The organism is Burkholderia sp. Bp9012 (assembly GCF_003853825.1).
Classification (GTDB): Bacteria; Pseudomonadota; Gammaproteobacteria; order Burkholderiales; family Burkholderiaceae; genus Burkholderia; species Burkholderia diffusa.
On sequence record NZ_QTQA01000021.1, the window covers coordinates 101,755 to 122,840 of the forward strand.

The following is a 21,086-nucleotide window of genomic DNA, read 5'->3' on the forward strand; positions in this document are numbered from 1 at the left end:
CAGCTCTTCTATCGCACCGCTGGGGTGCACGGGCCGGTAACGAAAAAAGCAAGATGCGGATTTTAAAGGAAAATCCGCATCTTTGCCAACTACAGCAACAACCGGGCTTACTTGTCGAGACCAGCCGGCGGCCAGTTTTCGAGCTTCATGCCCAGCGTGAGACCGCGCGAAGCGAGCACTTCCTTGATCTCGTTGAGCGACTTGCGACCGAGGTTCGGCGTCTTCAGCAGCTCGTTTTCCGTGCGCTGGATCAGGTCGCCGATGTAGTAGATGTTCTCGGCCTTCAGGCAGTTCGCCGAACGAACCGTCAGCTCGAGATCGTCCACCGGACGCAGCAGGATCGGATCGATCTGCGGTGCGCGCGACGGTGCCTCGGCGGCCGTTTCCGTGCCTTCCAGCGCCGCGAACACGGACAGCTGGTCGACCAGGATGCGGGCCGATTGACGGATCGCTTCTTCCGGCGTGATCACGCCGCTCGTCTCGATGTTCATGACGAGCTTGTCGAGGTCGGTACGCTGCTCGACACGTGCGCTTTCGACCGCGTAGCTCACGCGGCGAACCGGCGAGAACGATGCGTCGAGGACGATGCGGCCGATGATCTTGGCCGTGTCTTCGCCGTAGCGACGGACGTTGCCCGGCACATAACCGCGACCCTTCTCGATCTTGATCTGAACGTCGAGCTTGCCGCCCTTCGACAGATGCGCGATCACGTGATTCGGGTTGATGACTTCGCAATCGTGAGCCAGCTCGATATCGCCGGCCGTGACGACGCCTTCGCCTTCCTTGCGCAGCGTAACCGTCACTTCGTCACGGTTATGCAGCTTGAACACCACGCCCTTCAGGTTCAGCAGCAGGTTGACGACGTCTTCTTGCACGCCATCAAGCGTCGAGTACTCGTGCACCACGCCTGCGATCGTCACTTCGGTCGGCGCGTAGCCAACCATCGACGACAGCAGCACGCGGCGAAGCGCATTGCCCAAGGTGTGGCCGTAACCGCGTTCGAACGGTTCCATGACCACCCTCGCGTGGTTCTCGCCCAGCGATTCCACGGCGATGATCTTGGGTTTCAGCAAACTGGTTTGCATGGGCTTTCCTTTTCAATACCCTCGGCTCGTTACACCGATAAGGCTGACCGGTAACAACCAGAAAATAAACAGCCGAGGCCCCCCCTTGCATAACGCAATCGGGGTACCTCGGCCGTCAATCGGATTAACGCGAATACAATTCGACGATCAGGCTTTCGTTGATGTCGCCTGCGATGTCAGCGCGTTCCGGCATTTGCTTGAACGTGCCTTCGAACTTCTTCGCATCGACTGCAACCCAGCTCGGCATGCCGCCTTGCTCGGCCAGCGACAGCGCTTCGACGATACGCGCCTGCTTCTTCGCCTTTTCGCGGATCGCGACGACGTCACCCGCCTTCACTTGCTGCGACGGCACGTTCGCGACGACGCCGTTCACGGTGATCGACTTGTGGCTCACCAGCTGACGCGCCTCAGCGCGGGTCGAGCCGAAGCCCATGCGATACACGACGTTGTCGAGACGCGACTCGAGCAGCTGCAGCAGGTTTTCACCCGTGTTGCCCTTGCGACGGTCGGCTTCAGCGAAGTAACGTCGGAACTGACGCTCCAGGACGCCGTAAATGCGCTTGACCTTTTGCTTTTCACGCAGCTGCGTACCATAGTCGGACGTACGTGCGCCCGAGGTACGGCCGTGCTGACCCGGCTTGCTGTCGAGCTTGCACTTGTCGGCGAGCGAGCGGCGCGCGCTCTTCAGGAACAGGTCGGTGCCTTCACGGCGGGACAGCTTGGCCTTGGGGCCGATATAACGTGCCACTTTGCATTCCTTTATCAATCAGTCACGCGGATCGAAATCCGCGCTAGTTCGCGCCCTTTGGGGCGAACGGTGGGCTTAGTCAATCAAAAAAGCAACGCCCGTCGACGCTACGCGGCGACAGGCAAATGTGCCAGCACGAACGTGCCAGCACATTCTTAGATACGACGGCGCTTCGGCGGACGGCAGCCGTTGTGCGGAATCGGGGTGACGTCCGAAATCGCGGTGATCTTGATGCCGAGGCCATGCAGTGCACGCACTGCCGACTCACGACCCGGGCCCGGGCCCTTGATCCGCACTTCCAGATTCTTCACGCCATATTCCATCGCCACGCGACCGGCCGACTCAGCAGCAACCTGAGCAGCGAACGGCGTCGACTTGCGCGAGCCCTTGAAGCCCTGGCCGCCCGACGTCGCCCATGCCAGTGCATTGCCCTGGCGATCGGTGATCGTGATGATCGTGTTGTTGAACGACGCGTGAACGTGAACCACGCCTTCAGCGACGTTCTTCTTAACCTTCTTGCGAACGCGTTGCGCCGCGGTATTCGAAGCCTTAGCCATTACGTTTTCCTGTAACTGTCAGTTCCGCTTACTTCTTCAGCGCTTGCGCTGCACGACGCGGACCCTTGCGGGTACGTGCGTTCGTACGCGTACGCTGACCGCGCATCGGCAGGCCCTTGCGATGACGAACACCACGGTAGCAACCGAGGTCCATCAGGCGCTTGATGTTCATCGTCACTTCACGGCGCAGATCGCCTTCGACGATGAACTTGCCCACTTCTTCACGCAGCTTTTCGAGGTCTGCGTCGGTCAGGTCCTTGACCTTCTTCGAGAATTCCACGCCAGCTGCCGTGCAGATGCTACGCGAGCGCGTGCGGCCGATACCGAAGATTGCCGTCAGGCCGATCTCGGTATGCTGGTGATTCGGGATGTTAACCCCTGCGATACGAGCCATTGTTTTTCCTCAAACAAAAAGCGCAAACAAACGCGCGGTCAGCCTTGGCGCTGCTTGTGGCGCGGATCCGAGCTGCAGATCACGCGAACGACGCCTTTGCGCTTGATGATCTTGCAATTGCGGCAAATGCGCTTAACCGATGCCATCACTTTCATGATAATACCCTTTTTTCAAATCACTTCGCCCGGAACACGATCCGCGCACGAGACAGATCGTAAGGCGTCAATTCAACCGTCACCTTGTCGCCTGGCAGGATGCGGATGTAGTGCATCCGCATCTTCCCGGAGATATGCCCCAACACGACATGGCCGTTTTCCAGCTTCACACGGAAGGTCGCATTCGGGAGGTTTTCGATCACCTCACCTTGCATCTGGATTACATCGTCTTTGGCCATAGTCCTTAATTAACGCATTGGGATGTTGCCGCCCTTGAAGTTTGCCTTCTTGAGCAGCGACTCATACTGTTGCGACATAACGTACGACTGCACCTGCGCCATGAAGTCCATCGTGACGACGACAATGATCAGCAGCGACGTTCCACCAAAATAAAACGGCACGTTCCAGCGCAGCACCAGGAATTCCGGCAACAGACACACGAAGACGATGTAGATCGCACCCGCCAGCGTCAGACGCGTGAGAATACGGTCGATATATCGTGCGGTCTGATCGCCCGGACGAATGCCCGGAACAAACGCGCCGCTCTTCTTCAGGTTGTCCGCGGTTTCCCTGCTGTTGAACACCAGTGCGGTGTAGAAGAAGCAGAAAAACACGATCGCCAGCGTGTACAGCAGCACATAGACCGGCTGGCCCGGCTTCAGCGCCTCCGCGACGTTATGCAACGTGTTGGAGATCCAGCTTCCCGACGGCTGACCCGTGCTGAACCAGCCGAGAATCGTGGCCGGGAACAGGATGATCGACGATGCGAAGATCGGCGGAATCACGCCCGACATGTTCAGCTTCAGCGGCAAGTGCGACGACTGGCCACCGTAGATCTTGTTGCCGACCTGGCGCTTCGCATAGTTCACGAGGATCTTGCGCTGACCGCGTTCGATGAACACGACCAGGTAAGTCACCGCGGCGATCAGAACGACGATGATGATCGCCGAAATGATGCTCATCGAACCCGTGCGCACCAGCTCGAACAACCCACCGACGGCATTCGGGAACCCTGCTGCGATCCCGCCGAAGATGATGATCGAGATGCCGTTACCAAGACCACGCTCGGTGATCTGCTCACCCAGCCACATCAGGAACATCGTGCCGGTAACCAGCGTCACGACCGTCGTCAGTCGGAACAGCATGCCGGGGTCGATCACGAGGCCTGGCTGGTTTTCCAGCGCAGCCGCGATCCCGAACGCCTGGAAGGTCGCGAGCACCACGGTGAAATACCGCGTGTACTGCGTGATCTTCCGTTGCCCTGCCTGCCCTTCCTTCTTCAGCGCCTCGAGCTGCGGCGAGACGATCGCCAGCAACTGCATGATGATCGACGCCGAGATGTACGGCATGATCCCCAGCGCAAAGATCGTGAAGCGGGAAAGCGCGCCACCCGAGAACATGTTGAACATGCCCAGGATGCCGCCCGCCTGGCTCTGGAACAGCTTCGCCAGTTGATCCGGATCGATGCCCGGCACGGGGATGTGCGCGCCGATGCGATAGACGATCAGCGCCAGGAGCAGGAACATCGCTCGCCGACGCAGATCGCCGAATTTCGCCGTGCTTCGACCGGGTTTTGCAAGACTCGGGCTGTTAGCCAAGTACCTTCTCCGATGAATGCAAGTAACGACGCGCTACGCGTGTCACTCGGCGAACGAACCGCCAGCCGCTTCGATCGCAGCGCGCGCACCCTTGGTGGCACCGAGACCCTTCACGACGATCTTGCGCTTCAGTTCGCCCGTCGCGATGATCTTTGCGCTCTTCGTCAGCTCGCCGACCAGGCCGGCTTGCTTCAGTGCGAGCAGATCGATTTCATCGACCGGCAGCTTCTCGAGGTCGGAGAGGCGCACTTCACCGACGAATTCCTTCGTCAGCGAGGTGAAGCCGCGCTTCGGCAGACGACGTTGCAGCGGCATCTGACCGCCTTCGAAACCGACTTTGTGGAAGCCGCCCGAACGCGATTTCTGACCCTTGTGACCACGGCCAGCCGTCTTGCCGAGGCCCGAACCGATGCCGCGACCGACGCGACGCTTGGCGTGCTTGGCGCCAGCGGCCGGCTTCAGGTTATTCAATTCCATATCAACTCCTTGATCCGTAGGGCCGCTTACGCGATGACCTTAACGAGGTACGAGACCTTGTTGATCATGCCGCGGACCGCCGGCGTGTCCTGCAGCTCGCTAACCGAGTTGAGTCGGCGCAGGCCCAGGCCACGCACGGTCGCGCGGTGCGATTCGCGGGTCCCGATCAGGCTCTTAACGAGCTGAACCTTGACAGTTTTTTCAGACATGGTGACCACCCGGGCTTAGCCCAAAATATCTTCGACGGACTTGCCGCGCTTCGCCGCGATGTCTGCCGGGGTCGACTGCTTGCGCAGACCGTCCAGCGTGGCGCGAACGAGGTTGTACGGGTTCGTCGAACCGTGGCTCTTCGCCACGACGTTCTGAACGCCCATCACGTCGAACACTGCGCGCATCGGGCCGCCGGCGATCACGCCCGTACCTGCCTTCGCCGGAGCGAGGAGGACAGCGGATGCGCCATGCTTGCCGTGCACTTCGTGCTGCAGCGTGCCGTTCTTGAGCGGCACCTTGAACATGTTGCGGCGAGCTTGTTCCATTGCCTTCTGGACAGCGACCGGCACTTCCTTCGCCTTGCCCTTGCCCATACCGATACGGCCATCGCCGTCGCCAACCACGGTCAGTGCGGCGAAGCCGAGAATACGGCCACCCTTCACGACCTTGGTCACGCGGTTGACCGAAATCATCTTTTCGCGAAGGCCGTCGTCGCGCTCGTCAGCCTGAACTTTCGCTTGCATCTTTGCCATGACGAATTCCTTCCTTAGAACTTGAGCCCAGCTTCGCGAGCTGCCTCAGCCAGCGCCTTGACGCGGCCGTGGTAGCGGAAGCCCGAGCGGTCGAAGGCGACGGATTCGATGCCGGCGGCCTTTGCCTTCTCGGCAATACGCTTGCCGATCAGCGTCGCAGCATTAACGTTGCCACCCTTGCCCGACTTGTCGGCCAGTTCGGCGCGCACTTCTGCTTCGAGCGTCGACGCGCTGGCGAGCACCTTGGTGCCGCAGGGCGAGAACACTTGAGCGTAGATGTGCGTGTTCGTGCGATGCACGGCGAGACGCGCGACCTGCAGCTCAGCGATCTTGATACGCGTCTGGCGAGCGCGGCGCAGGCGAGATTGAGTCTTATCCATGATTGCGCACCCTTACTTCTTCTTCGTTTCTTTGAGGATCACAACCTCGTCGGAATAGCGCACGCCCTTGCCCTTGTAGGGCTCCGGCGGACGGTAACCGCGAACTTCCGCAGCCACTTGACCGACTTGTTGCTTGTTGATCCCCTTGATCACGATTTCGGTTTGCGTCGGGGTTTCAGCCTTGACGCCTTCCGGCATCTGGTGCACCACCGGGTGCGAGAAACCCAGCGACAGGTTCAGCTTGTCGCCTTGCGCCTGCGCACGATAACCGACGCCAACCAGCGTCAGCTTGCGCTCGAAACCCTTGGTCACGCCGTGCACGGCATTCGCGATGATCGCGCGCATCGTGCCCGACAGTGCATTTGCTTCGCGGCTTTCGTCGACCGGCGACAGATTCAGCGTGCCGTCGTTGTTCGCCACGTTCACGAGCGGATTGATCGCTTGCGTGATGGTGCCCAGCGGGCCCTTGACGGTGATTGCACCGTCGGCCAGCTTGACTTCCGCGCCTTGCAGCGCGATCGGGCTCTTACCTACTCGAGACATGTTTCTCTCTCCTCGGCTTTAAGCGACGTAGCAGATGACTTCGCCGCCGACGCCGGTAGCGCGCGCCTTGCGGTCGGTCATCACGCCCTTCGGCGTCGACACGATTGCCACGCCCAGGCCATTCATGACCTGCGGAATGTCGTTACGGCCGCGGTACACGCGCAGACCAGGCTTCGACACGCGCTCAAGGCGTTCGATGACCGGGCGACCTGCGTAGTACTTCAGCGCGATATTCAGTTCGGACTTCGCACCTTCCGCCTTGACGGCGAAATCGTCGATATAACCTTCGTCCTTCAGGACTTGCGCGATTGCAACCTTGACCTTCGACGAGGGCATCGCGACCGATACCTTCTCGACCATCTGCGCGTTGCGGATGCGAGTCAGCATATCGGCGATAGGATCACTCATGCTCATTTACGTTTCTCCTATTACCAGCTCGCCTTGGTCAGGCCAGGAATCTCGCCACGGAATGCGATTTCACGAATCTTGTTACGCGCGAGGCCGAATTTACGGAACGTGCCACGCGGACGGCCCGTGATCGCGCAGCGGTTACGCTGGCGGGTCGGGTTTGCGTTGCGGGGCAGTTGCTGCAGCTCAAGGCGTGCTTCGTAGCGCTCTTCTTCCGACTTGCTTTGGTCTTCGACGATCGCCTTCAGCGCTTCGCGCTTTGCTGCGAACTTCGCGACCAGGCGGGCGCGCTTCTTTTCACGTTCGATCAGTGCCAGTTTAGCCACGGTAACCTCAGTTTCTGAACGGGAACTTGAAGCTGGCGAGCAGAGCCTTTGCTTCGTCGTCGGTCTTCGCAGTCGTCGTGATGCTGATGTTCAGCCCACGCAGTGCGTCGATCTTGTCGTAGTCGATTTCGGGGAAAATGATCTGCTCTTTCACACCGATGTTGTAGTTGCCGCGGCCATCGAAAGCACGGCCCGACACACCGCGGAAGTCACGCACGCGGGGCAGGGCAACGGTCACGAAACGGTCGAGGAATTCGTACATCGCACGACCACGCAGCGTCACCATCGCGCCGATCGGGTAGCCCTGGCGGATCTTGAAGCCTGCGATTGCCTTGCGTGCCTTCGTGACGACCGGCTTCTGACCAGCGATCTTCGTGAGGTCGCCAACGGCGTTCTCGATGATCTTCTTGTCAGCGATCGCTTCGCCAAGACCCATGTTCAGCGTGATCTTGGTGATGCGCGGCACTTCCATGACCGACTTGTAACCGAACTTCTCGATCAGGCCGGGCACAACCTTTTCTTTGTAAAACTCTTGAAAACGAGCCATTTTTTACTCCGCTGCGTCAGGCGCTCAGTACGGCACCGGTCGTCTTCAGGAAGCGAACCTTCTTGCCTTCCTCGACCTTGATGCCAACACGCGACGCCTTGCCATTCGCGTCGACCAGTGCGACGTTCGAAATATGCAGGGGCATCGTCTTCGCTTCCACGCCACCCGTCGTACCCTTCATCGGGTTCGGCTTCACATGCTTCTTGACGAGGTTGATACCCTCAACCGTCACATGTTCTGCACCGACAGCCAGCACGACGCCGCGCTTGCCCTTGTCTTTGCCAGTGACGACGATAACTTCGTCACCTTTGCGAATCTTGTTCATCGCGACTCCTTACAGCACTTCCGGCGCCAGCGAAACGATCTTCATGAATCGTTCGCTACGCAGCTCACGCGTCACCGGCCCGAAGATACGGGTGCCGATCGGCTCAAGCTTGTTATTCAAAAGCACAGCGGCGTTGCCGTCGAACTTGATCAGCGAGCCGTCTTGACGGCGAACACCCTTGGCGGTGCGGACCACCACGGCGTTGTAGATTTCGCCTTTCTTCACGCGCCCGCGCGGCGTTGCTTCTTTGACGGTCACCTTGATGATGTCGCCAATGCCGGCATAACGACGCTTCGAGCCGCCGAGCACCTTGATGCACATGACTTCACGCGCACCCGTGTTGTCGGCTACTTCGAGCCGAGATTCGGTCTGGATCATGGTTTGTCTTTCCCAACTTAATCCGGATGCACCACCATGATGCATTCGGTCAGTCTTGGTCCCGTCAGCCAATCGGCTGCTTGGGTTGGAACAGCAGCGACGGCAAACGAAACCCGCCATCGCAATTCGGTGAATCTTTCGGACAGGCTGGCGCCAGTCCGCTTCCCCCACCAACTTCGCCCGCGACGGGGCTCCCATAAAGAGGGAAGACCGGGATTATAACAAATAATCCCGGTCACGCAAGCAAAAACTTTGCGATTTCAAGCACTTCTTGGCGAAGTGCCTGTTACTGCCAACTGCCCTGCCCGCTTAGATGACGCGAGCTGCTTCGACGAGGCGCGACACCGTCCAGGCCTTCGTCTTCGAAACAGGACGAGTTTCCTGGATTTCGACGAGATCGCCTTCGTTGCAGGTGTTCGCTTCATCATGCGCGTGGTACTTCTTCGAGCGCACGACGTACTTGCCGTAGATCGGGTGCTTGACGCGGTGCTCGATCAGCACGGTGACGGTCTTGTCCATCTTGTTGCTGACGACCCGACCGACCAGCGTCCGCTTCAGCGAGGTTTTCACGCTATCGTTCATTTCTGGTTCGCCTTCTGAGTCATGACGGTCCGCACACGTGCGATGTCGCGACGAACCTTCTTCAGCTGGCTCGTGTTCGTGAGCTGCTGGGTCGCGAGTTGCATGCGCAGGCCGAATTGCGCCTTCAGCAGGTCCGCCAGCTCCTTGTTGAGCGCGGCCTGGTCTTTCTGGAGAAGTTCGGAAGCCTTCATGTTTTCTCCTTAGGCGCCGAGCTGGCGCACGATGAACGTCGTCTTCAGCGGCAGCTTCGCTGCAGCCAGACGGAACGCTTCGCGTGCCAGTTCTTCGGTTACGCCGTCCATTTCATAGAGCATCTTGCCCGGCTGGATTTCGGCGACGTAGTACTCCGGGTTACCCTTACCGTTACCCATACGCACTTCTGCCGGCTTTTGCGAAATCGGCTTGTCCGGGAAGATCCGGATCCAGATGCGGCCGCCACGCTTGATGTGACGCGTCATTGCACGACGCGCCGCTTCAATTTGACGTGCGGTCAAACGACCGCGACCGATCGCCTTCAGGCCGAATTCACCGAACGACACTGCGTTGCCGCGCGTCGCCTTGCCAGTGTTACGACCCTTCTGCTCTTTACGATACTTTCTGCGTTTCGGTTGCAGCATCGTTATTCTCCAGTCTTGCCGTCTTCGGGCTTGCCGGCGCCACGGCGCGGTGCGCCACGACGAGCACCCGGAGCGCCGCCTTCGCCGTCACGGCGCGGACGACGGTCGCCCGGACGCGCATTGCGACGCGGACGCTTGTCTTCGGCTACTTCTTCGACCACCGGCGCGTCATTGCGGCCGAGCGTGTCGCCCTTGTACACCCAAACCTTGACGCCGATGATCCCGTAGGTCGTCTTCGCTTCCGAGGTTGCGTAGTCGATATCGGCACGCAGCGTGTGAAGGGGCACGCGACCTTCGCGATACCACTCCGTACGAGCGATTTCGATACCGTTCAGACGGCCTGCGCTCATGATCTTGATGCCCTGGGCACCCAGACGCATCGCGTTCTGCATCGCACGCTTCATCGCGCGACGGAACATGATCCGGCGCTCGAGCTGTTGCGTGATCGAGTCAGCGATCAGTTGCGCATCGGTTTCCGGCTTGCGGATTTCTTCGATGTTGACGTGAACCGGCACGCCCATGCGGCGTTGCAGTTCCGTCTTCAGCTGTTCGATATCCTCGCCCTTCTTGCCGATGACGACGCCCGGACGCGAGCTGTAAATCGTGATGCGCGCGTTCTTTGCCGGACGCTCGATGACGACCCGACCGACCGAAGCGTTCTTCAGCTTCTTCTTCAGGTATTCACGAACACCGATGTCTTCCTGCAGCATCGCCGCGAAATTGTTGTTGTTCGCGTACCAACGCGAAGCCCAATTGCGGCTGACAGCCAGGCGGAAGCCAGTCGGATGAATTTTCTGTCCCATCGTATGGCTCCTTAATTCCCGACCGTCACAGTGATGTGACAGGATTGCTTCTCGATGCGGTTACCGCGGCCCTTTGCGCGCGCGGTGAAACGCTTGAGCGATGCAGCCTTGTCGACGTAGATGCTCTTGATCTTGAGCTCGTCGATATCAGCGCCTTCGTTGTGCTCCGCATTCGCGATTGCCGACAGCACAACCTTCTTCACGATGCCAGCCGCCTTCTTCGGCGAGAACGTCAGAACGTTCAGCGCCTTGTCGACCGGCAAACCGCGGATCTGGTCAGCCACAAGGCGCGTTTTTTGCGCCGAGATGCGGGCACCGCGATGAATTGCTTTCACTTCCATCTTGATTGCCCCTTATTTCTTGGCCTTCTTGTCGGCCGCGTGACCCTTGAACGTACGGGTCAGTGCGAACTCGCCAAGCTTGTGGCCGACCATGTTTTCCGAGATGTACACCGGAACGTGTTGACGGCCGTTGTGAACAGCGATCGTCAGGCCGATGAAATCCGGCAGAATCGTCGAGCGACGCGACCAGGTCTTGATCGGCTTTTTGTCGCGCGAAGCTGCAGCCGCCTCAACTTTCTTCAGCAAATGGGCGTCGCAGAACGGACCTTTTTTTACAGAACGTGCCATTGCCTACTCCTTAACGCTTGTGACGGCGCTGGACGATCATCGTCGTCGTGCGCTTGTTGCTGCGGGTGCGGTAACCCTTAGCCGGCGTACCCCACGGGCTCACCGGGTCGCGACCTGCAGCCGTCTTGCCCTCACCACCACCGTGCGGGTGATCAACCGGGTTCATCGCAACGCCACGCACCGTCGGGCGGATACCGCGCCAGCGGTTCGCGCCAGCCTTGCCGATTTGGCGCAGGCTATGCTCTTCGTTGCCGACTTCACCGATCGTTGCACGGCACTCGATGTGCACGCGGCGGATTTCGCCCGAACGCAGACGAACCTGCGCGTAGACGCCTTCACGTGCCAGCAGCATGGCCGACGTGCCAGCCGAACGCGCCATTTGCGCGCCCTTGCCCGGCAGCATCTCGATGCAGTGGATCGTCGTACCGACCGGAATGTTGCGGATCGGCAGCGTGTTGCCTGCACGGATCGGCGCTTCCGAACCCGACATCAGCTGTTGGCCGACGGTCAGGCCCTTCGGGGCGATGATGTAGCGACGCTCGCCGTCTGCGTAGAGCACCAGCGCGATGTTCGCGCTACGGTTCGGGTCGTATTCGAGACGCTCGACCTTTGCCGGGATGCCGTCCTTCGTGCGACGGAAATCGACGATACGGTAATGCTGCTTGTGACCACCACCCTTATGACGCGTGGTGATGCGGCCGTTGTTGTTACGGCCGGCGGTCGAGCTCTGCGAGTCGAGCAGTGCCGCGTACGGCTTGCCCTGGTGCAGATTCTTGTTGACCACCTTGACCATCGCGCGGCGACCCGGCGAAGTCGGTTTAACTTTCACGATTGCCATGATTACTTGGCCTCCGCTTCAAAGTTGATTTCCTGGCCGGGCTTCAGGCAAACGTACGCCTTCTTCACGTCCTTGCGACGGCCCATCGAACGGCCGAAGCGCTTTTGCTTGCCCTTCTGAACCAGCACGTTGACCGAATCAACTTCAACCTTGAACAGCAGCTCGACAGCCGCCTTCACTTCCTGCTTCGTGGCATCCGGTGCGACTTCGAACACGACTTGCTCGTTCTTGTCGGCAACCAGCGTCGCCTTTTCCGAGATCACCGGTGCGAGCAGGACCTGCATCAAACGATGATCGTTCTTGCGAATCTCGCTCATGACAGCAACTCCTCGATCTGGGCGACCGCAGCCTTCGTGACCAGCACTTTCTTGAAGTAGATCAGCGACAGCGGGTCAGCGTAGCGCGGCTCGACAATCGCCACGTGCGGCAGGTTGCGCGAAGCCAGGTACAGGTTCTCGTCGACCGTGTCCGTAATGATCAGCACGGAGTCGAGACCCATGGTCTTGAATTTGTCAGCCAGCAGCTTGGTCTTCGGCGCTTCGAGGATGATGTCCTCGACGACCGACAGACGACCTTCACGGGCCAGCTGCGAGAAGATCGAGCAGAGACCTGCGCGATGCATCTTCTTGTTGACCTTGTGCGAGAAGTTTTCTTCCGGCGAGTTCGGGAAGATGCGACCACCGCCACGCCACAGCGGGCTCGACGACATACCGGCACGAGCGCGGCCCGTACCCTTCTGACGCCACGGCTTCTTGGTGGTGTGCTTGACTTGCTCACGGTCCTTCTGTGCGCGGTTACCTTGGCGAGCATTCGCCTGGTACGCGACGACGACCTGGTGGATCAGCGCTTCGTTGTAGTCACGACCGAACACGACGTCCGACGCGTTGACCACTGCACCTTCCTGACCATTTTCGTTCAGGAGCTTGAGTTCCATTATTTCGCCCCCTTGGTCTTGACGGCCGGCGTCACGAAAACCTTGCCGCCCTTCGCGCCCGGAATCGCGCCCTTGACGAGCAGCAGCTTGCGCTCTGCGTCGATACGAGCGATTTCGAGGTTCTGCACCGTCACCGTAACGTCACCGAGGTGACCCGTCATGCGCTTACCCGGGAAAACGCGACCCGGATCCTGCGCCATACCGATCGAGCCCGGCACGTTGTGCGAGCGCGAGTTACCGTGGGTGGCACGGCCGGAGGAGAAGTTGTAACGCTTGATCGTACCAGCGTAGCCCTTACCGATCGACACGCCTTGCACGTCGACCTTCTGGCCCACTTCGAAAAGATCAGCACCGACCACGGCGCCATTCGACAGCTCTGCTGCCTTGGCCGCGTCAATGCGGAATTCCTTGAGGATTTCACCGGCTTCGACACCGGCTTTGGCGAGATGACCTGCCAGCGGCTTCGTCACGCGCGATGCGCGGCGGGAGCCGAATGCAACCTGCACGGCCGTGTAGCCGTCGGTTTCAACAGTCTTGATCTGCGTCACGCGGTTGTCCGACACGTCCAGCACGGTGACGGGAATCGAATCCCCTTCAGCCGTGAAGATACGGGTCATGCCAACCTTGCGACCTACGAGTCCAAGGCTCATCATTTTCTCCATTCCCGACTGCGATTGGTCGGGGCTGATTTACAAAATGCCGGGCACGCAAGGCCCAACTTTTTTACGCGAATACGCGAAAAGCCAAGCAGTATAGCCCGACTTCTCGATTTCCGCAAGCAATACAAATACTTAGCACCACCCAGCAATCCGGATGGCGCCGAAAGCCTTACTGCAGCTTGATTTCCACGTCGACGCCAGCCGGCAGATCGAGCTTCATCAGCGCGTCAACCGTCTTGTCGGTCGGATCGACGATGTCCATCAGGCGCTGGTGGGTACGGATTTCGAGCTGATCGCGCGACGTCTTGTTGACGTGCGGCGAGCGCAGGATGTCAAAACGCTGAATGCGCGTCGGCAGCGGCACCGGGCCACGGACGATTGCGCCAGTCCGCTTCGCGGTATCGACGATTTCGGCAGCCGATTGATCGATCAGACGATAGTCGAAAGCCTTCAGGCGAATGCGGATTTTCTGTTGCTGCATGACGATTCCTTGAAAAGAGCGAGGCGATGTTGCATCGCCGGACACTAAAAGAACGCGAAACCTGCTGCCTGCGGGGAGCGAGGCGCCAGCTTCCGAACGGTACTTCCACTGCTAAGCCCGCGATTCTACACGAAAAATCGGAGTGGTGGTGTGCGTTTGTCAATGCCGCAACGCGCACGCCACAAAGACAAAACCGGGTGCCAGATCAAACTGGACACCCGGTTTCGACGGTACGACTGCCTACCGTGGAATCGCGGACCCCGGAGGGATCCGCGGATCGTCGATGTTACTCGATGATCTTGGCGACGACGCCGGCGCCGACGGTACGGCCGCCTTCGCGGATTGCGAAGCGCAGACCTTCTTCCATCGCGATCGGAGCGATCAGCTTCACCGTGATCGACACGTTGTCGCCCGGCATCACCATTTCCTTGTCCTTCGGCAGCTCGATCGAGCCCGTCACGTCCGTCGTACGGAAGTAGAACTGCGGACGGTAGTTGTTGAAGAACGGCGTGTGACGGCCGCCTTCGTCCTTGCTCAGCACGTACACTTCAGCCGTGAAGTGCGTGTGCGGCGTGATCGAACCCGGCTTCGCCAGAACCTGGCCACGCTCCACGTCTTCACGCTTCGTGCCGCGCAGCAGGATACCCACGTTGTCGCCCGCCTGACCTTGGTCCAGCAGCTTGCGGAACATTTCAACGCCCGTGCAGGTCGTCTTCACCGTCGGCTTGATACCGACGATTTCGATTTCTTCGCCGACCTTCACGATGCCGCGCTCGACACGACCCGTCACCACCGTACCACGGCCCGAGATCGAGAACACGTCTTCCACCGGCATCAGGAACGCGCCGTCAACTGCACGCTCCGGCGTCGGGATGTACGTGTCCAGCGCGTCTGCCAGGCTCATGATCGCCACTTCGCCCAGCTCGCCCGTGTCGCCTTCCAGCGCCAGCTTCGCCGAACCCTTCACGATCGGCGTGTCGTCGCCCGGGAAGTCGTACTTCGACAGGAGTTCGCGAACTTCCATCTCGACCAGCTCGAGCAGTTCAGCGTCGTCCACCATGTCGCACTTGTTCAGGAACACGATGATGTACGGAACGCCAACCTGACGCGCCAGCAGGATGTGCTCACGCGTTTGCGGCATCGGGCCGTCTGCTGCCGAGCAAACCAGGATCGCGCCGTCCATCTGCGCCGCACCCGTGATCATGTTCTTCACATAGTCAGCGTGGCCCGGGCAGTCGACGTGTGCGTAGTGGCGGTTTGCCGTTTCGTACTCGACGTGTGCCGTGTTGATCGTGATGCCGCGCGCCTTTTCTTCCGGTGCCGCGTCGATCTGGTCGTACGCCTTCGCTTCGCCGCCGAACTTCTTCGTCAGAACCGTCGTGATCGCTGCCGTCAGCGTCGTCTTGCCGTGGTCAACGTGACCAATCGTACCAACGTTGACGTGCGGCTTGGTCCGCTCAAACTTTTCTTTTGCCATGATTCTCTTCTTTCAAAAAATAATCGGTTGGTAGCTACAGATTTACTTCGACTTCGCGCTGATGATCGCTTCAGCAACGTTGCGCGGAGCTTCAGCGTAGTGCTTGAACTCCATCGTGTACGTTGCACGACCTTGCGTCAGCGAACGCAGCGACGTCGAGTAACCGAACATTTCCGACAGCGGCACTTCGGCGCGAACGATCTTGCCGCCGCCAACCATGTCTTCCATGCCCTGGACGATGCCGCGACGGCCCGACAGGTCGCCCATCACGTTGCCCATGTAGTCTTCCGGCGTCTCGACTTCGACAGCCATCATCGGCTCGAGGACGACCGGGTTCGCCTTGCGCATCGCTTCCTTGAACGCCATCGAACCGGCCATGCGGAACGCGTTTTCGTTCGAGTCAACGTCGTGGTACGAACCGAACGTCAGGTGAACCTTCACGTCGACGACCGGGAAGCCAGCCAGCACGCCCGACTTCAGCGTGTCCTGGATACCCTTGTCGACCGCCGGGATGTATTCACGCGGAATCACACCACCCTTGATCTCGTCGAAGAACTCGTAGCCCTTGCCTTGTTCGTTCGGCTCGAGCGTGATGACCGCGTGACCGTACTGGCCGCGACCACCCGACTGCTTGACGAACTTGCCGTCGACGTCCTTCGCCGTCGAACGGATCGTTTCGCGGTATGCAACCTGCGGCTTGCCGACGGTCGCTTCCACGCCGAATTCACGCTTCATCCGGTCAACCAGAATTTCGAGGTGGAGCTCGCCCATGCCCGAAATGATGGTCTGGCCCGACTCTTCGTCGGTCTGCACGCGGAACGACGGGTCTTCCTGCGCCAGACGGTTCAGCGCGAGGCCCATCTTTTCCTGGTCAGCCTTGGTCTTCGGCTCGACAGCCTGCGAAATCACCGGCTCCGGGAACACCATGCGCTCGAGAACGATCGGGTTCGCCGGGTCGCACAGCGTGTCGCCCGTGGTCGCTTCCTTCAGGCCGACCGCAGCAGCGATGTCGCCTGCGCGAACTTCCTTGATTTCTTCACGCTGGTTCGCGTGCATCTGCAGAATACGACCGAGGCGTTCCTTCTTGCCCTTGGTTGAGTTCAGCAGCGTGTCGCCCGAGTTGACGACGCCCGAGTACACACGGAAGAAGATCAGCTGGCCGACGAACGGGTCGGTCATGATCTTGAACGCGAGCGACGAGAACTTCTCGTCGTCCGACGCCTTGCGCTCCGCTTCTTCACCGTTTTCGAGCTCGCCCTTGACCGGCGGGATGTCGACCGGCGACGGCAGGAAGTCGATCACGGCGTCGAGCATACGCTGCACGCCCTTGTTCTTGAACGCGGTACCACACAGCATCGGCTGGATTTCGCACGCGATCGTACGGTCGCGCAGAGCCTTGACGATGTCGGCTTCCGGCAGATCGCCTTCTTCCAGGTACTTGTTCATCAGGTCTTCGCTGGCTTCAGCAGCCACTTCGACCATCTTTTCGCGCCATTCCTTGCAGGTCTCGGCGAGCTCGGCCGGGATGTCGACGTAGTCGAACTTCGTGCCTTGCGACGCTTCGTCCCAAATGATCGCCTTCATCTTGATCAGGTCGACCACGCCCTTGAAGTTTTCTTCCGAGCCGATCGGCACCACGACCGGAACCGGATTCGCCTTCAGGCGCAGACGGAGCTGGTCGTAGACCTTGAAGAAGTTCGCGCCGGTACGGTCCATCTTGTTGACGAACGCGAGACGGGGCACCTTGTACTTGTTAGCCTGGCGCCACACCGTTTCCGACTGCGGCTGCACGCCGCCCACTGCGCAGTACACCATGCACGCGCCGTCGAGCACGCGCATCGAACGCTCCACTTCGATCGTGAAGTCGACGTGCCCCGGGGTGTCGATGATGTTGATGCGGTGTTCCGGATAGTTGCCGCCCATGCCCTTCCAGAAGGCCGTGGTAGCAGCGGACGTGATCGTGATGCCACGCTCCTGTTCCTGCTCCATCCAGTCCATCGTGGCTGCGCCGTCGTGAACTTCACCGATCTTGTGGTTCACACCGGTGTAAAACAGAATGCGCTCGGTCGTCGTCGTCTTGCCGGCGTCGATGTGAGCGCTAATACCGATATTGCGGTAGCGCTCGATAGGAGTCTTGCGAGCCACTTTGATCCTCTACTGGGATGACACGATGCAGCCCTGCTGCATCATGCTTCAACACAAACGGGCGAGGCGCCTGAAAAGCGCACCCGCCCGGAATTTATTTCCGCTAACAGCCCAGCCAGGCGCTTAGAAACGGAAATGCGAGAACGCGCGGTTGGCTTCTGCCATGCGGTGAACTTCATCGCGCTTCTTCATCGCGCCGCCACGGCCTTCGGCCGCTTCGGAGAGTTCACCTGCCAGGCGCAGGGCCATCGACTTCTCGCTGCGCTTCTTCGCAGCCTCACGCAGCCAGCGCATCGCCAATGCCATACGACGCGACGGGCGCACTTCGACCGGAACTTGATAGTTGGCACCACCAACGCGACGGCTCTTCACTTCGACCACCGGCTTCACGTTGTTGAGCGCAACGGTGAACACTTCCAGCGGGTCCTTGCCACCCTTGGTCTGGATTTGTTCGAATGCGCCATAAACGATGCGCTCTGCGACCGACTTCTTGCCGGACAGCATCAGCATGTTCATGAACTTGGCTACATCAACGTTGCCGAACTTCGGATCCGGCAACACTTCCCGCTTGGGGACTTCGCGACGACGCGGCATGATTCTTCCTTTACCTGTTCAGTTGGAGCTGCATTCAGCCCCGCGGCCACCAACAAACCCGATCACATCTTCACGACTAACCAGCTTGGCCGGGTGACCACTTACTCGACAGCACCGGCAATCCGGCACTCCCGCCTTGACCGCCCTGCGGCGATCCCTGATCAAAAACTGCTTACTTGGCAGCCTTTGCACGCTTCGCGCCGTACTTCGAGCGCGCTTGCTTACGGTCCTTGACGCCCTGGGTATCCAGCGAGCCGCGAACCATGTGGTAACGCACACCCGGCAAGTCCTTCACACGGCCGCCGCGGATCAGCACAACCGAGTGTTCCTGCAGGTTGTGGCCTTCACCGCCGATGTACGAAATCACTTCGAAGCCGTTCGTCAGACGAACCTTGGCAACCTTACGGAGTGCCGAGTTAGGCTTCTTCGGCGTCGTCGTGTACACACGGGTGCACACGCCGCGACGCTGGGGGCAGTCCTGCAGGGCCGGGCTCTTGCTCTTCGTCGTTTCCGACTGACGGCCTTTGCGAACCAGTTGGTTGATGGTTGGCATTGTTTATTCCTGAAATTGAACAAAATCTGCACATCGATTTCGGGCAAAGCGAGAATCGACGCACAGTTGATTTCCGAACTGGCGATACGGACACGAACTTTCGAACGCGGCTCGACCCACCGAATACCGGAACCCAGCATCATATGCCGGAAATGCCAACGAAGTCAACGGCTTGCGTGATTTGCCAACCGCGCGGGCGGTTTACCGGAAGGGTCGGAACACCTGTGTCATGCCGATTCGACGACGTCGATGATCTCGTCGCCGAAGCGCTCCAGCTTGCGCACACCCATGCCGGGGATGTGGCGCAGGTCGTCGATCGTCTCCGGCGCGTTGCGCGCAATTTCGGCCAGCGTCGCGTCGTGGAAGATCACGTAGGCCGGCACGCCGTCGGACTTCGCGGTTTCCGCGCGCCACGCGCGCAGCGCATCCCAGCGTGCGCGCTCGCGCGTGCCCATGCCGGCAGTCGGATCGACCCGCGTGCCGCTGCGGCTCGACGACTGGCGCGTACGCTGCGGCTTCACGTAGCGGCGAAGCGTGACCTTCTCCTCGTTCTTCAGCACCGGCTTCGCGGCCTCGGTCAGCATCAGCGCGCCGAAGCCGCCATGGTCGACCGCCAGATAGCCATACGCCACGAGCTGCCGGAAAATCGCGCGCCACTCGGGCTCGGACAGCGACGCGCCGATCCCGAACGTACTGAGCTGGTCGTGGCCGCGCTGCAGCACCTTCTCGGTGCGGCCGCCACGCAGAATCTCGATCAGATGGCTCGAGCCGAAATTGAAGCCGCTCGCGCGCTGCGCGCGGAATACGCACGACAGCGCCATCTGCGCCTCGCGCGTCGCGTCCCACGAATCGGGCGGTTCGAGGCACGTGTCGCAGTTGCCGCACGGGTGGCTCGCCTCGCCGAAGTAGTTCAGAAGCCGCACGCGCCGGCACGAGATCGTCTCGCACAGTCCGAGCAGCGCATCGAGCTTCGACGTCTGTACGCGCTTGTGCGCGTCGTCCGCATCGGACTCGTCGATCATCTTGCGCTGCTGGACGACGTCGCCGAGCCCATACGCCATCCACGCGTTTGCCGGCATCCCGTCGCGGCCCGCACGGCCGGTTTCCTGGTAGTAGCCTTCGACACTCTTCGGCAAATCGAGGTGGGCGACGAAGCGCACGTCCGGCTTGTCGATGCCCATGCCGAACGCGATGGTCGCGCACATCACGATGCCTTCCTCCCGCTGGAACATTTCCTGGTGCTTCTGCCGCACCTCGAACTCCATCCCCGCGTGATACGGTAGCGCACGCACGCCCTGCGCCTTGAGCCATTCGGCCGTTTCCTCGACCTTGCGGCGCGACAGGCAGTAGACGACACCGGCGTCGGTCGTGCCGTCGGCATTCGTGTGCTCGGCGCGGATGAAATCGAGCAACTGCGAACGCGCGTTGTCCTTTTCGACGATCCGGTAGCGGATGTTCGGGCGGTCGAAGCTCGACACGAACACGCGCGCGTCGTCGAGCGCGAGACGATGGATGATCTCGTCGCGCGTGATCGCATCGGCCGTCGCGGTCAGCGCGATACGCGGCACCGACGGGAACCGCTCGTGCAGCACCGACAGCTGAATGTATTCCGGACGGAAATCGTGCCCCCATTGCGACACGCAGTGCGCTTCGTCGATCGCGAACAAGCCGATCTTCGCGCGCTCGAGCAGGTCGAGGAAGCGCCCCGTCATCAGGCGCTCCGGCGCGACGTACAACAGGTCGATTTCGCCTTCGCGCAGCGCACGCTCCGTGGCCGCGGCCTCGGCGCCCGACAGCGTCGAGTTCAGGTAGGCCGCGCGCACGCCGACTTCGCTCAACGCCGCGACCTGGTCCTGCATCAGCGCGATCAGCGGCGACACGACGATGCCGGCGCCCTGCCCGGCCTCGCGGCGCAGCAGCGCCGGAATCTGGTAGCACAGCGATTTGCCGCCGCCAGTCGGCATCAGCACGAGGCAATCGCCGCCGCCGGCGACGTGTTCGACGATCTCGCCCTGCTGGCCGCGAAATGCGGAATAACCAAAGACTTCGTCGAGGATTTCGAGGGCGCGGGACATGAATGATGAGAACGAGGACGGCGGAACGATGACCG

General features: G+C 60.3%; 33 protein-coding genes. All 33 read right to left on the bottom strand.

From position 1 onward, the window contains the following. Positions 1-107: 107 nt before the first annotated feature. Positions 108-1,085, bottom strand: coding sequence for a DNA-directed RNA polymerase subunit alpha (locus DIE11_RS26095; RefSeq protein ID WP_006477176.1), 978 nt, complete (start codon positions 1,083-1,085; stop codon positions 108-110). Positions 1,086-1,209: 124 nt separating this feature from the next. Further along, a complete protein-coding gene (gene rpsD / locus DIE11_RS26100; RefSeq protein ID WP_012362893.1) occupies positions 1,210-1,833 on the bottom strand; it encodes a 30S ribosomal protein S4 in 624 nt (207 codons plus the stop codon). 155 nt (positions 1,834-1,988) lie between these two features. Next, complete coding sequence (gene rpsK / locus DIE11_RS26105; protein WP_004197937.1) at positions 1,989-2,390, bottom strand: 30S ribosomal protein S11; 402 nt, start codon at positions 2,388-2,390, stop codon at positions 1,989-1,991. A gap of 28 nt (positions 2,391-2,418) precedes the next feature. Next, a complete protein-coding gene (gene rpsM, locus DIE11_RS26110) occupies positions 2,419-2,784 on the bottom strand; it encodes a 30S ribosomal protein S13 (RefSeq protein WP_039323572.1) in 366 nt (121 codons plus the stop codon). Positions 2,785-2,822: 38 nt separating this feature from the next. Beyond that, the gene (gene rpmJ, locus DIE11_RS26115) at positions 2,823-2,939 is read right to left on the bottom strand and encodes a 50S ribosomal protein L36 (RefSeq protein ID WP_004199844.1); all 117 of its coding nucleotides are present in this window, start codon (positions 2,937-2,939) and stop codon (positions 2,823-2,825) included. Positions 2,940-2,959: 20 nt separating this feature from the next. Continuing rightward, positions 2,960-3,178: a translation initiation factor IF-1 gene (infA, locus tag DIE11_RS26120; protein WP_004521905.1), complete on the bottom strand. Its 219-nt coding sequence runs from the start codon at positions 3,176-3,178 to the stop codon at positions 2,960-2,962. A 9-nt stretch (positions 3,179-3,187) separates the two neighbouring features. Next, positions 3,188-4,537 carry a preprotein translocase subunit SecY gene (gene secY, locus DIE11_RS26125; RefSeq protein ID WP_006400642.1) on the bottom strand — a complete coding sequence of 450 codons (1,350 nt, stop codon included), beginning with the start codon at positions 4,535-4,537 and terminating at the stop codon, positions 3,188-3,190. A 42-nt stretch (positions 4,538-4,579) separates the two neighbouring features. Continuing rightward, on the bottom strand, positions 4,580-5,014 hold the full coding sequence (gene rplO / locus DIE11_RS26130; protein ID WP_006477180.1) for a 50S ribosomal protein L15: 435 nt from the start codon (positions 5,012-5,014) through the stop codon (positions 4,580-4,582). A 26-nt stretch (positions 5,015-5,040) separates the two neighbouring features. Continuing rightward, complete coding sequence (gene rpmD / locus DIE11_RS26135; protein WP_006400644.1) at positions 5,041-5,223, bottom strand: 50S ribosomal protein L30; 183 nt, start codon at positions 5,221-5,223, stop codon at positions 5,041-5,043. A 15-nt stretch (positions 5,224-5,238) separates the two neighbouring features. After that, positions 5,239-5,757: a 30S ribosomal protein S5 gene (rpsE, locus tag DIE11_RS26140; RefSeq protein ID WP_006752931.1), complete on the bottom strand. Its 519-nt coding sequence runs from the start codon at positions 5,755-5,757 to the stop codon at positions 5,239-5,241. A 14-nt stretch (positions 5,758-5,771) separates the two neighbouring features. Continuing rightward, the gene (rplR, locus tag DIE11_RS26145; protein ID WP_006477183.1) at positions 5,772-6,137 is read right to left on the bottom strand and encodes a 50S ribosomal protein L18; all 366 of its coding nucleotides are present in this window, start codon (positions 6,135-6,137) and stop codon (positions 5,772-5,774) included. A 12-nt stretch (positions 6,138-6,149) separates the two neighbouring features. Beyond that, positions 6,150-6,680, bottom strand: coding sequence for a 50S ribosomal protein L6 (gene rplF / locus DIE11_RS26150; RefSeq protein WP_006758786.1), 531 nt, complete (start codon positions 6,678-6,680; stop codon positions 6,150-6,152). 18 nt (positions 6,681-6,698) lie between these two features. After that, positions 6,699-7,094: a 30S ribosomal protein S8 gene (rpsH, locus tag DIE11_RS26155; protein WP_006477185.1), complete on the bottom strand. Its 396-nt coding sequence runs from the start codon at positions 7,092-7,094 to the stop codon at positions 6,699-6,701. Between the two features lie 14 nt (positions 7,095-7,108). After that, positions 7,109-7,414 carry a 30S ribosomal protein S14 gene (gene rpsN / locus DIE11_RS26160; protein WP_006482884.1) on the bottom strand — a complete coding sequence of 102 codons (306 nt, stop codon included), beginning with the start codon at positions 7,412-7,414 and terminating at the stop codon, positions 7,109-7,111. Between the two features lie 7 nt (positions 7,415-7,421). After that, positions 7,422-7,961, bottom strand: coding sequence for a 50S ribosomal protein L5 (rplE, locus tag DIE11_RS26165; protein ID WP_006482882.1), 540 nt, complete (start codon positions 7,959-7,961; stop codon positions 7,422-7,424). A gap of 16 nt (positions 7,962-7,977) precedes the next feature. Beyond that, a complete protein-coding gene (gene rplX / locus DIE11_RS26170) occupies positions 7,978-8,286 on the bottom strand; it encodes a 50S ribosomal protein L24 (RefSeq protein WP_006477187.1) in 309 nt (102 codons plus the stop codon). Between the two features lie 9 nt (positions 8,287-8,295). Further along, on the bottom strand, positions 8,296-8,664 hold the full coding sequence (rplN, locus tag DIE11_RS26175; RefSeq protein WP_006752929.1) for a 50S ribosomal protein L14: 369 nt from the start codon (positions 8,662-8,664) through the stop codon (positions 8,296-8,298). A gap of 309 nt (positions 8,665-8,973) precedes the next feature. Beyond that, positions 8,974-9,246: a 30S ribosomal protein S17 gene (gene rpsQ, locus DIE11_RS26180; RefSeq protein WP_006752928.1), complete on the bottom strand. Its 273-nt coding sequence runs from the start codon at positions 9,244-9,246 to the stop codon at positions 8,974-8,976. Continuing rightward, positions 9,243-9,437 (bottom strand): 50S ribosomal protein L29, encoded by a 195-nt coding sequence (gene rpmC / locus DIE11_RS26185; protein WP_006400652.1) that lies wholly within the window; start codon positions 9,435-9,437, stop codon positions 9,243-9,245. Before rpmC ends, rpsQ begins: the two co-directional genes overlap by 4 nt. Before the next feature lie 9 nt (positions 9,438-9,446). Continuing rightward, entirely contained in the window at positions 9,447-9,863 is a 417-nt protein-coding gene (rplP, locus tag DIE11_RS26190; protein ID WP_059468475.1) for a 50S ribosomal protein L16, read from the bottom strand. Positions 9,864-9,865: 2 nt separating this feature from the next. Continuing rightward, on the bottom strand, positions 9,866-10,666 hold the full coding sequence (rpsC, locus tag DIE11_RS26195) for a 30S ribosomal protein S3 (RefSeq protein WP_006482899.1): 801 nt from the start codon (positions 10,664-10,666) through the stop codon (positions 9,866-9,868). 11 nt (positions 10,667-10,677) lie between these two features. Beyond that, the gene (rplV, locus tag DIE11_RS26200) at positions 10,678-11,007 is read right to left on the bottom strand and encodes a 50S ribosomal protein L22 (RefSeq protein ID WP_004199272.1); all 330 of its coding nucleotides are present in this window, start codon (positions 11,005-11,007) and stop codon (positions 10,678-10,680) included. Between the two features lie 12 nt (positions 11,008-11,019). Then, on the bottom strand, positions 11,020-11,295 hold the full coding sequence (gene rpsS, locus DIE11_RS26205; protein ID WP_004199273.1) for a 30S ribosomal protein S19: 276 nt from the start codon (positions 11,293-11,295) through the stop codon (positions 11,020-11,022). A gap of 10 nt (positions 11,296-11,305) precedes the next feature. Beyond that, positions 11,306-12,133 carry a 50S ribosomal protein L2 gene (gene rplB / locus DIE11_RS26210; protein ID WP_034209733.1) on the bottom strand — a complete coding sequence of 276 codons (828 nt, stop codon included), beginning with the start codon at positions 12,131-12,133 and terminating at the stop codon, positions 11,306-11,308. Between the two features lie 2 nt (positions 12,134-12,135). Beyond that, positions 12,136-12,450, bottom strand: coding sequence for a 50S ribosomal protein L23 (rplW, locus tag DIE11_RS26215; RefSeq protein ID WP_004199275.1), 315 nt, complete (start codon positions 12,448-12,450; stop codon positions 12,136-12,138). Then, positions 12,447-13,067, bottom strand: a complete 621-nt coding sequence (gene rplD / locus DIE11_RS26220) for a 50S ribosomal protein L4 (protein WP_006477192.1) — start codon at positions 13,065-13,067, stop codon at positions 12,447-12,449. The genes rplW and rplD overlap by 4 nt, the downstream gene beginning before the upstream one ends. Further along, the gene (gene rplC, locus DIE11_RS26225) at positions 13,067-13,717 is read right to left on the bottom strand and encodes a 50S ribosomal protein L3 (RefSeq protein WP_006752926.1); all 651 of its coding nucleotides are present in this window, start codon (positions 13,715-13,717) and stop codon (positions 13,067-13,069) included. The genes rplD and rplC overlap by 1 nt, the downstream gene beginning before the upstream one ends. Positions 13,718-13,895: 178 nt before the next feature. Then, the gene (gene rpsJ / locus DIE11_RS26230) at positions 13,896-14,207 is read right to left on the bottom strand and encodes a 30S ribosomal protein S10 (RefSeq protein WP_004199280.1); all 312 of its coding nucleotides are present in this window, start codon (positions 14,205-14,207) and stop codon (positions 13,896-13,898) included. A gap of 286 nt (positions 14,208-14,493) precedes the next feature. Continuing rightward, positions 14,494-15,684, bottom strand: a complete 1,191-nt coding sequence (gene tuf / locus DIE11_RS26235) for an elongation factor Tu (protein WP_006482910.1) — start codon at positions 15,682-15,684, stop codon at positions 14,494-14,496. 42 nt (positions 15,685-15,726) lie between these two features. Continuing rightward, entirely contained in the window at positions 15,727-17,829 is a 2,103-nt protein-coding gene (gene fusA / locus DIE11_RS26240; RefSeq protein ID WP_059535572.1) for an elongation factor G, read from the bottom strand. Between the two features lie 123 nt (positions 17,830-17,952). Beyond that, positions 17,953-18,423 carry a 30S ribosomal protein S7 gene (gene rpsG / locus DIE11_RS26245; protein WP_006477195.1) on the bottom strand — a complete coding sequence of 157 codons (471 nt, stop codon included), beginning with the start codon at positions 18,421-18,423 and terminating at the stop codon, positions 17,953-17,955. Positions 18,424-18,595: 172 nt separating this feature from the next. Then, positions 18,596-18,976, bottom strand: a complete 381-nt coding sequence (gene rpsL, locus DIE11_RS26250) for a 30S ribosomal protein S12 (RefSeq protein ID WP_006400662.1) — start codon at positions 18,974-18,976, stop codon at positions 18,596-18,598. A gap of 227 nt (positions 18,977-19,203) precedes the next feature. Continuing rightward, complete coding sequence (gene recQ / locus DIE11_RS26260; protein ID WP_059599776.1) at positions 19,204-21,051, bottom strand: DNA helicase RecQ; 1,848 nt, start codon at positions 21,049-21,051, stop codon at positions 19,204-19,206. Positions 21,052-21,086 lie beyond the last annotated feature (35 nt).

Excerpts from the sequence above, each read along its gene's own strand:
- DIE11_RS26095 (WP_006477176.1), bottom strand. The coding sequence starts at position 1,085 with ATGCAAACCAGTTTGCTGAAACCCAAGATCATCGCCGTGGAATCGCTG.
- rpsK (WP_004197937.1), bottom strand. The coding sequence starts at position 2,390 with ATGGCTAAGGCTTCGAATACCGCGGCGCAACGCGTTCGCAAGAAGGTT.
- rpsM (WP_039323572.1), bottom strand. The coding sequence starts at position 2,784 with ATGGCTCGTATCGCAGGGGTTAACATCCCGAATCACCAGCATACCGAG.
- rpmJ (WP_004199844.1), bottom strand. The coding sequence starts at position 2,939 with ATGAAAGTGATGGCATCGGTTAAGCGCATTTGCCGCAATTGCAAGATC.
- infA (WP_004521905.1), bottom strand. The coding sequence starts at position 3,178 with ATGGCCAAAGACGATGTAATCCAGATGCAAGGTGAGGTGATCGAAAAC.
- rplO (WP_006477180.1), bottom strand. The coding sequence starts at position 5,014 with ATGGAATTGAATAACCTGAAGCCGGCCGCTGGCGCCAAGCACGCCAAG.
- rpmD (WP_006400644.1), bottom strand. The coding sequence starts at position 5,223 with ATGTCTGAAAAAACTGTCAAGGTTCAGCTCGTTAAGAGCCTGATCGGG.
- rpsE (WP_006752931.1), bottom strand. The coding sequence starts at position 5,757 with ATGGCAAAGATGCAAGCGAAAGTTCAGGCTGACGAGCGCGACGACGGC.
- rplR (WP_006477183.1), bottom strand. The coding sequence starts at position 6,137 with ATGGATAAGACTCAATCTCGCCTGCGCCGCGCTCGCCAGACGCGTATC.
- rplF (WP_006758786.1), bottom strand. The coding sequence starts at position 6,680 with ATGTCTCGAGTAGGTAAGAGCCCGATCGCGCTGCAAGGCGCGGAAGTC.
- rpsH (WP_006477185.1), bottom strand. The coding sequence starts at position 7,094 with ATGAGCATGAGTGATCCTATCGCCGATATGCTGACTCGCATCCGCAAC.
- rplE (WP_006482882.1), bottom strand. The coding sequence starts at position 7,961 with ATGGCTCGTTTTCAAGAGTTTTACAAAGAAAAGGTTGTGCCCGGCCTG.
- rplX (WP_006477187.1), bottom strand. The coding sequence starts at position 8,286 with ATGAACAAGATTCGCAAAGGTGACGAAGTTATCGTCGTCACTGGCAAA.
- rplN (WP_006752929.1), bottom strand. The coding sequence starts at position 8,664 with ATGATCCAGACCGAATCTCGGCTCGAAGTAGCCGACAACACGGGTGCG.
- rpsQ (WP_006752928.1), bottom strand. The coding sequence starts at position 9,246 with ATGAACGATAGCGTGAAAACCTCGCTGAAGCGGACGCTGGTCGGTCGG.
- rpmC (WP_006400652.1), bottom strand. The coding sequence starts at position 9,437 with ATGAAGGCTTCCGAACTTCTCCAGAAAGACCAGGCCGCGCTCAACAAG.
- rplP (WP_059468475.1), bottom strand. The coding sequence starts at position 9,863 with ATGCTGCAACCGAAACGCAGAAAGTATCGTAAAGAGCAGAAGGGTCGT.
- rpsC (WP_006482899.1), bottom strand. The coding sequence starts at position 10,666 with ATGGGACAGAAAATTCATCCGACTGGCTTCCGCCTGGCTGTCAGCCGC.
- rplV (WP_004199272.1), bottom strand. The coding sequence starts at position 11,007 with ATGGAAGTGAAAGCAATTCATCGCGGTGCCCGCATCTCGGCGCAAAAA.
- rpsS (WP_004199273.1), bottom strand. The coding sequence starts at position 11,295 with ATGGCACGTTCTGTAAAAAAAGGTCCGTTCTGCGACGCCCATTTGCTG.
- rplB (WP_034209733.1), bottom strand. The coding sequence starts at position 12,133 with ATGGCAATCGTGAAAGTTAAACCGACTTCGCCGGGTCGCCGCGCGATG.
- rplW (WP_004199275.1), bottom strand. The coding sequence starts at position 12,450 with ATGAGCGAGATTCGCAAGAACGATCATCGTTTGATGCAGGTCCTGCTC.
- rplD (WP_006477192.1), bottom strand. The coding sequence starts at position 13,067 with ATGGAACTCAAGCTCCTGAACGAAAATGGTCAGGAAGGTGCAGTGGTC.
- rplC (WP_006752926.1), bottom strand. The coding sequence starts at position 13,717 with ATGAGCCTTGGACTCGTAGGTCGCAAGGTTGGCATGACCCGTATCTTC.
- rpsJ (WP_004199280.1), bottom strand. The coding sequence starts at position 14,207 with ATGCAGCAACAGAAAATCCGCATTCGCCTGAAGGCTTTCGACTATCGT.
- tuf (WP_006482910.1), bottom strand. The coding sequence starts at position 15,684 with ATGGCAAAAGAAAAGTTTGAGCGGACCAAGCCGCACGTCAACGTTGGT.
- rpsG (WP_006477195.1), bottom strand. The coding sequence starts at position 18,423 with ATGCCGCGTCGTCGCGAAGTCCCCAAGCGGGAAGTGTTGCCGGATCCG.
- rpsL (WP_006400662.1), bottom strand. The coding sequence starts at position 18,976 with ATGCCAACCATCAACCAACTGGTTCGCAAAGGCCGTCAGTCGGAAACG.
- recQ (WP_059599776.1), bottom strand. The coding sequence starts at position 21,051 with ATGTCCCGCGCCCTCGAAATCCTCGACGAAGTCTTTGGTTATTCCGCA.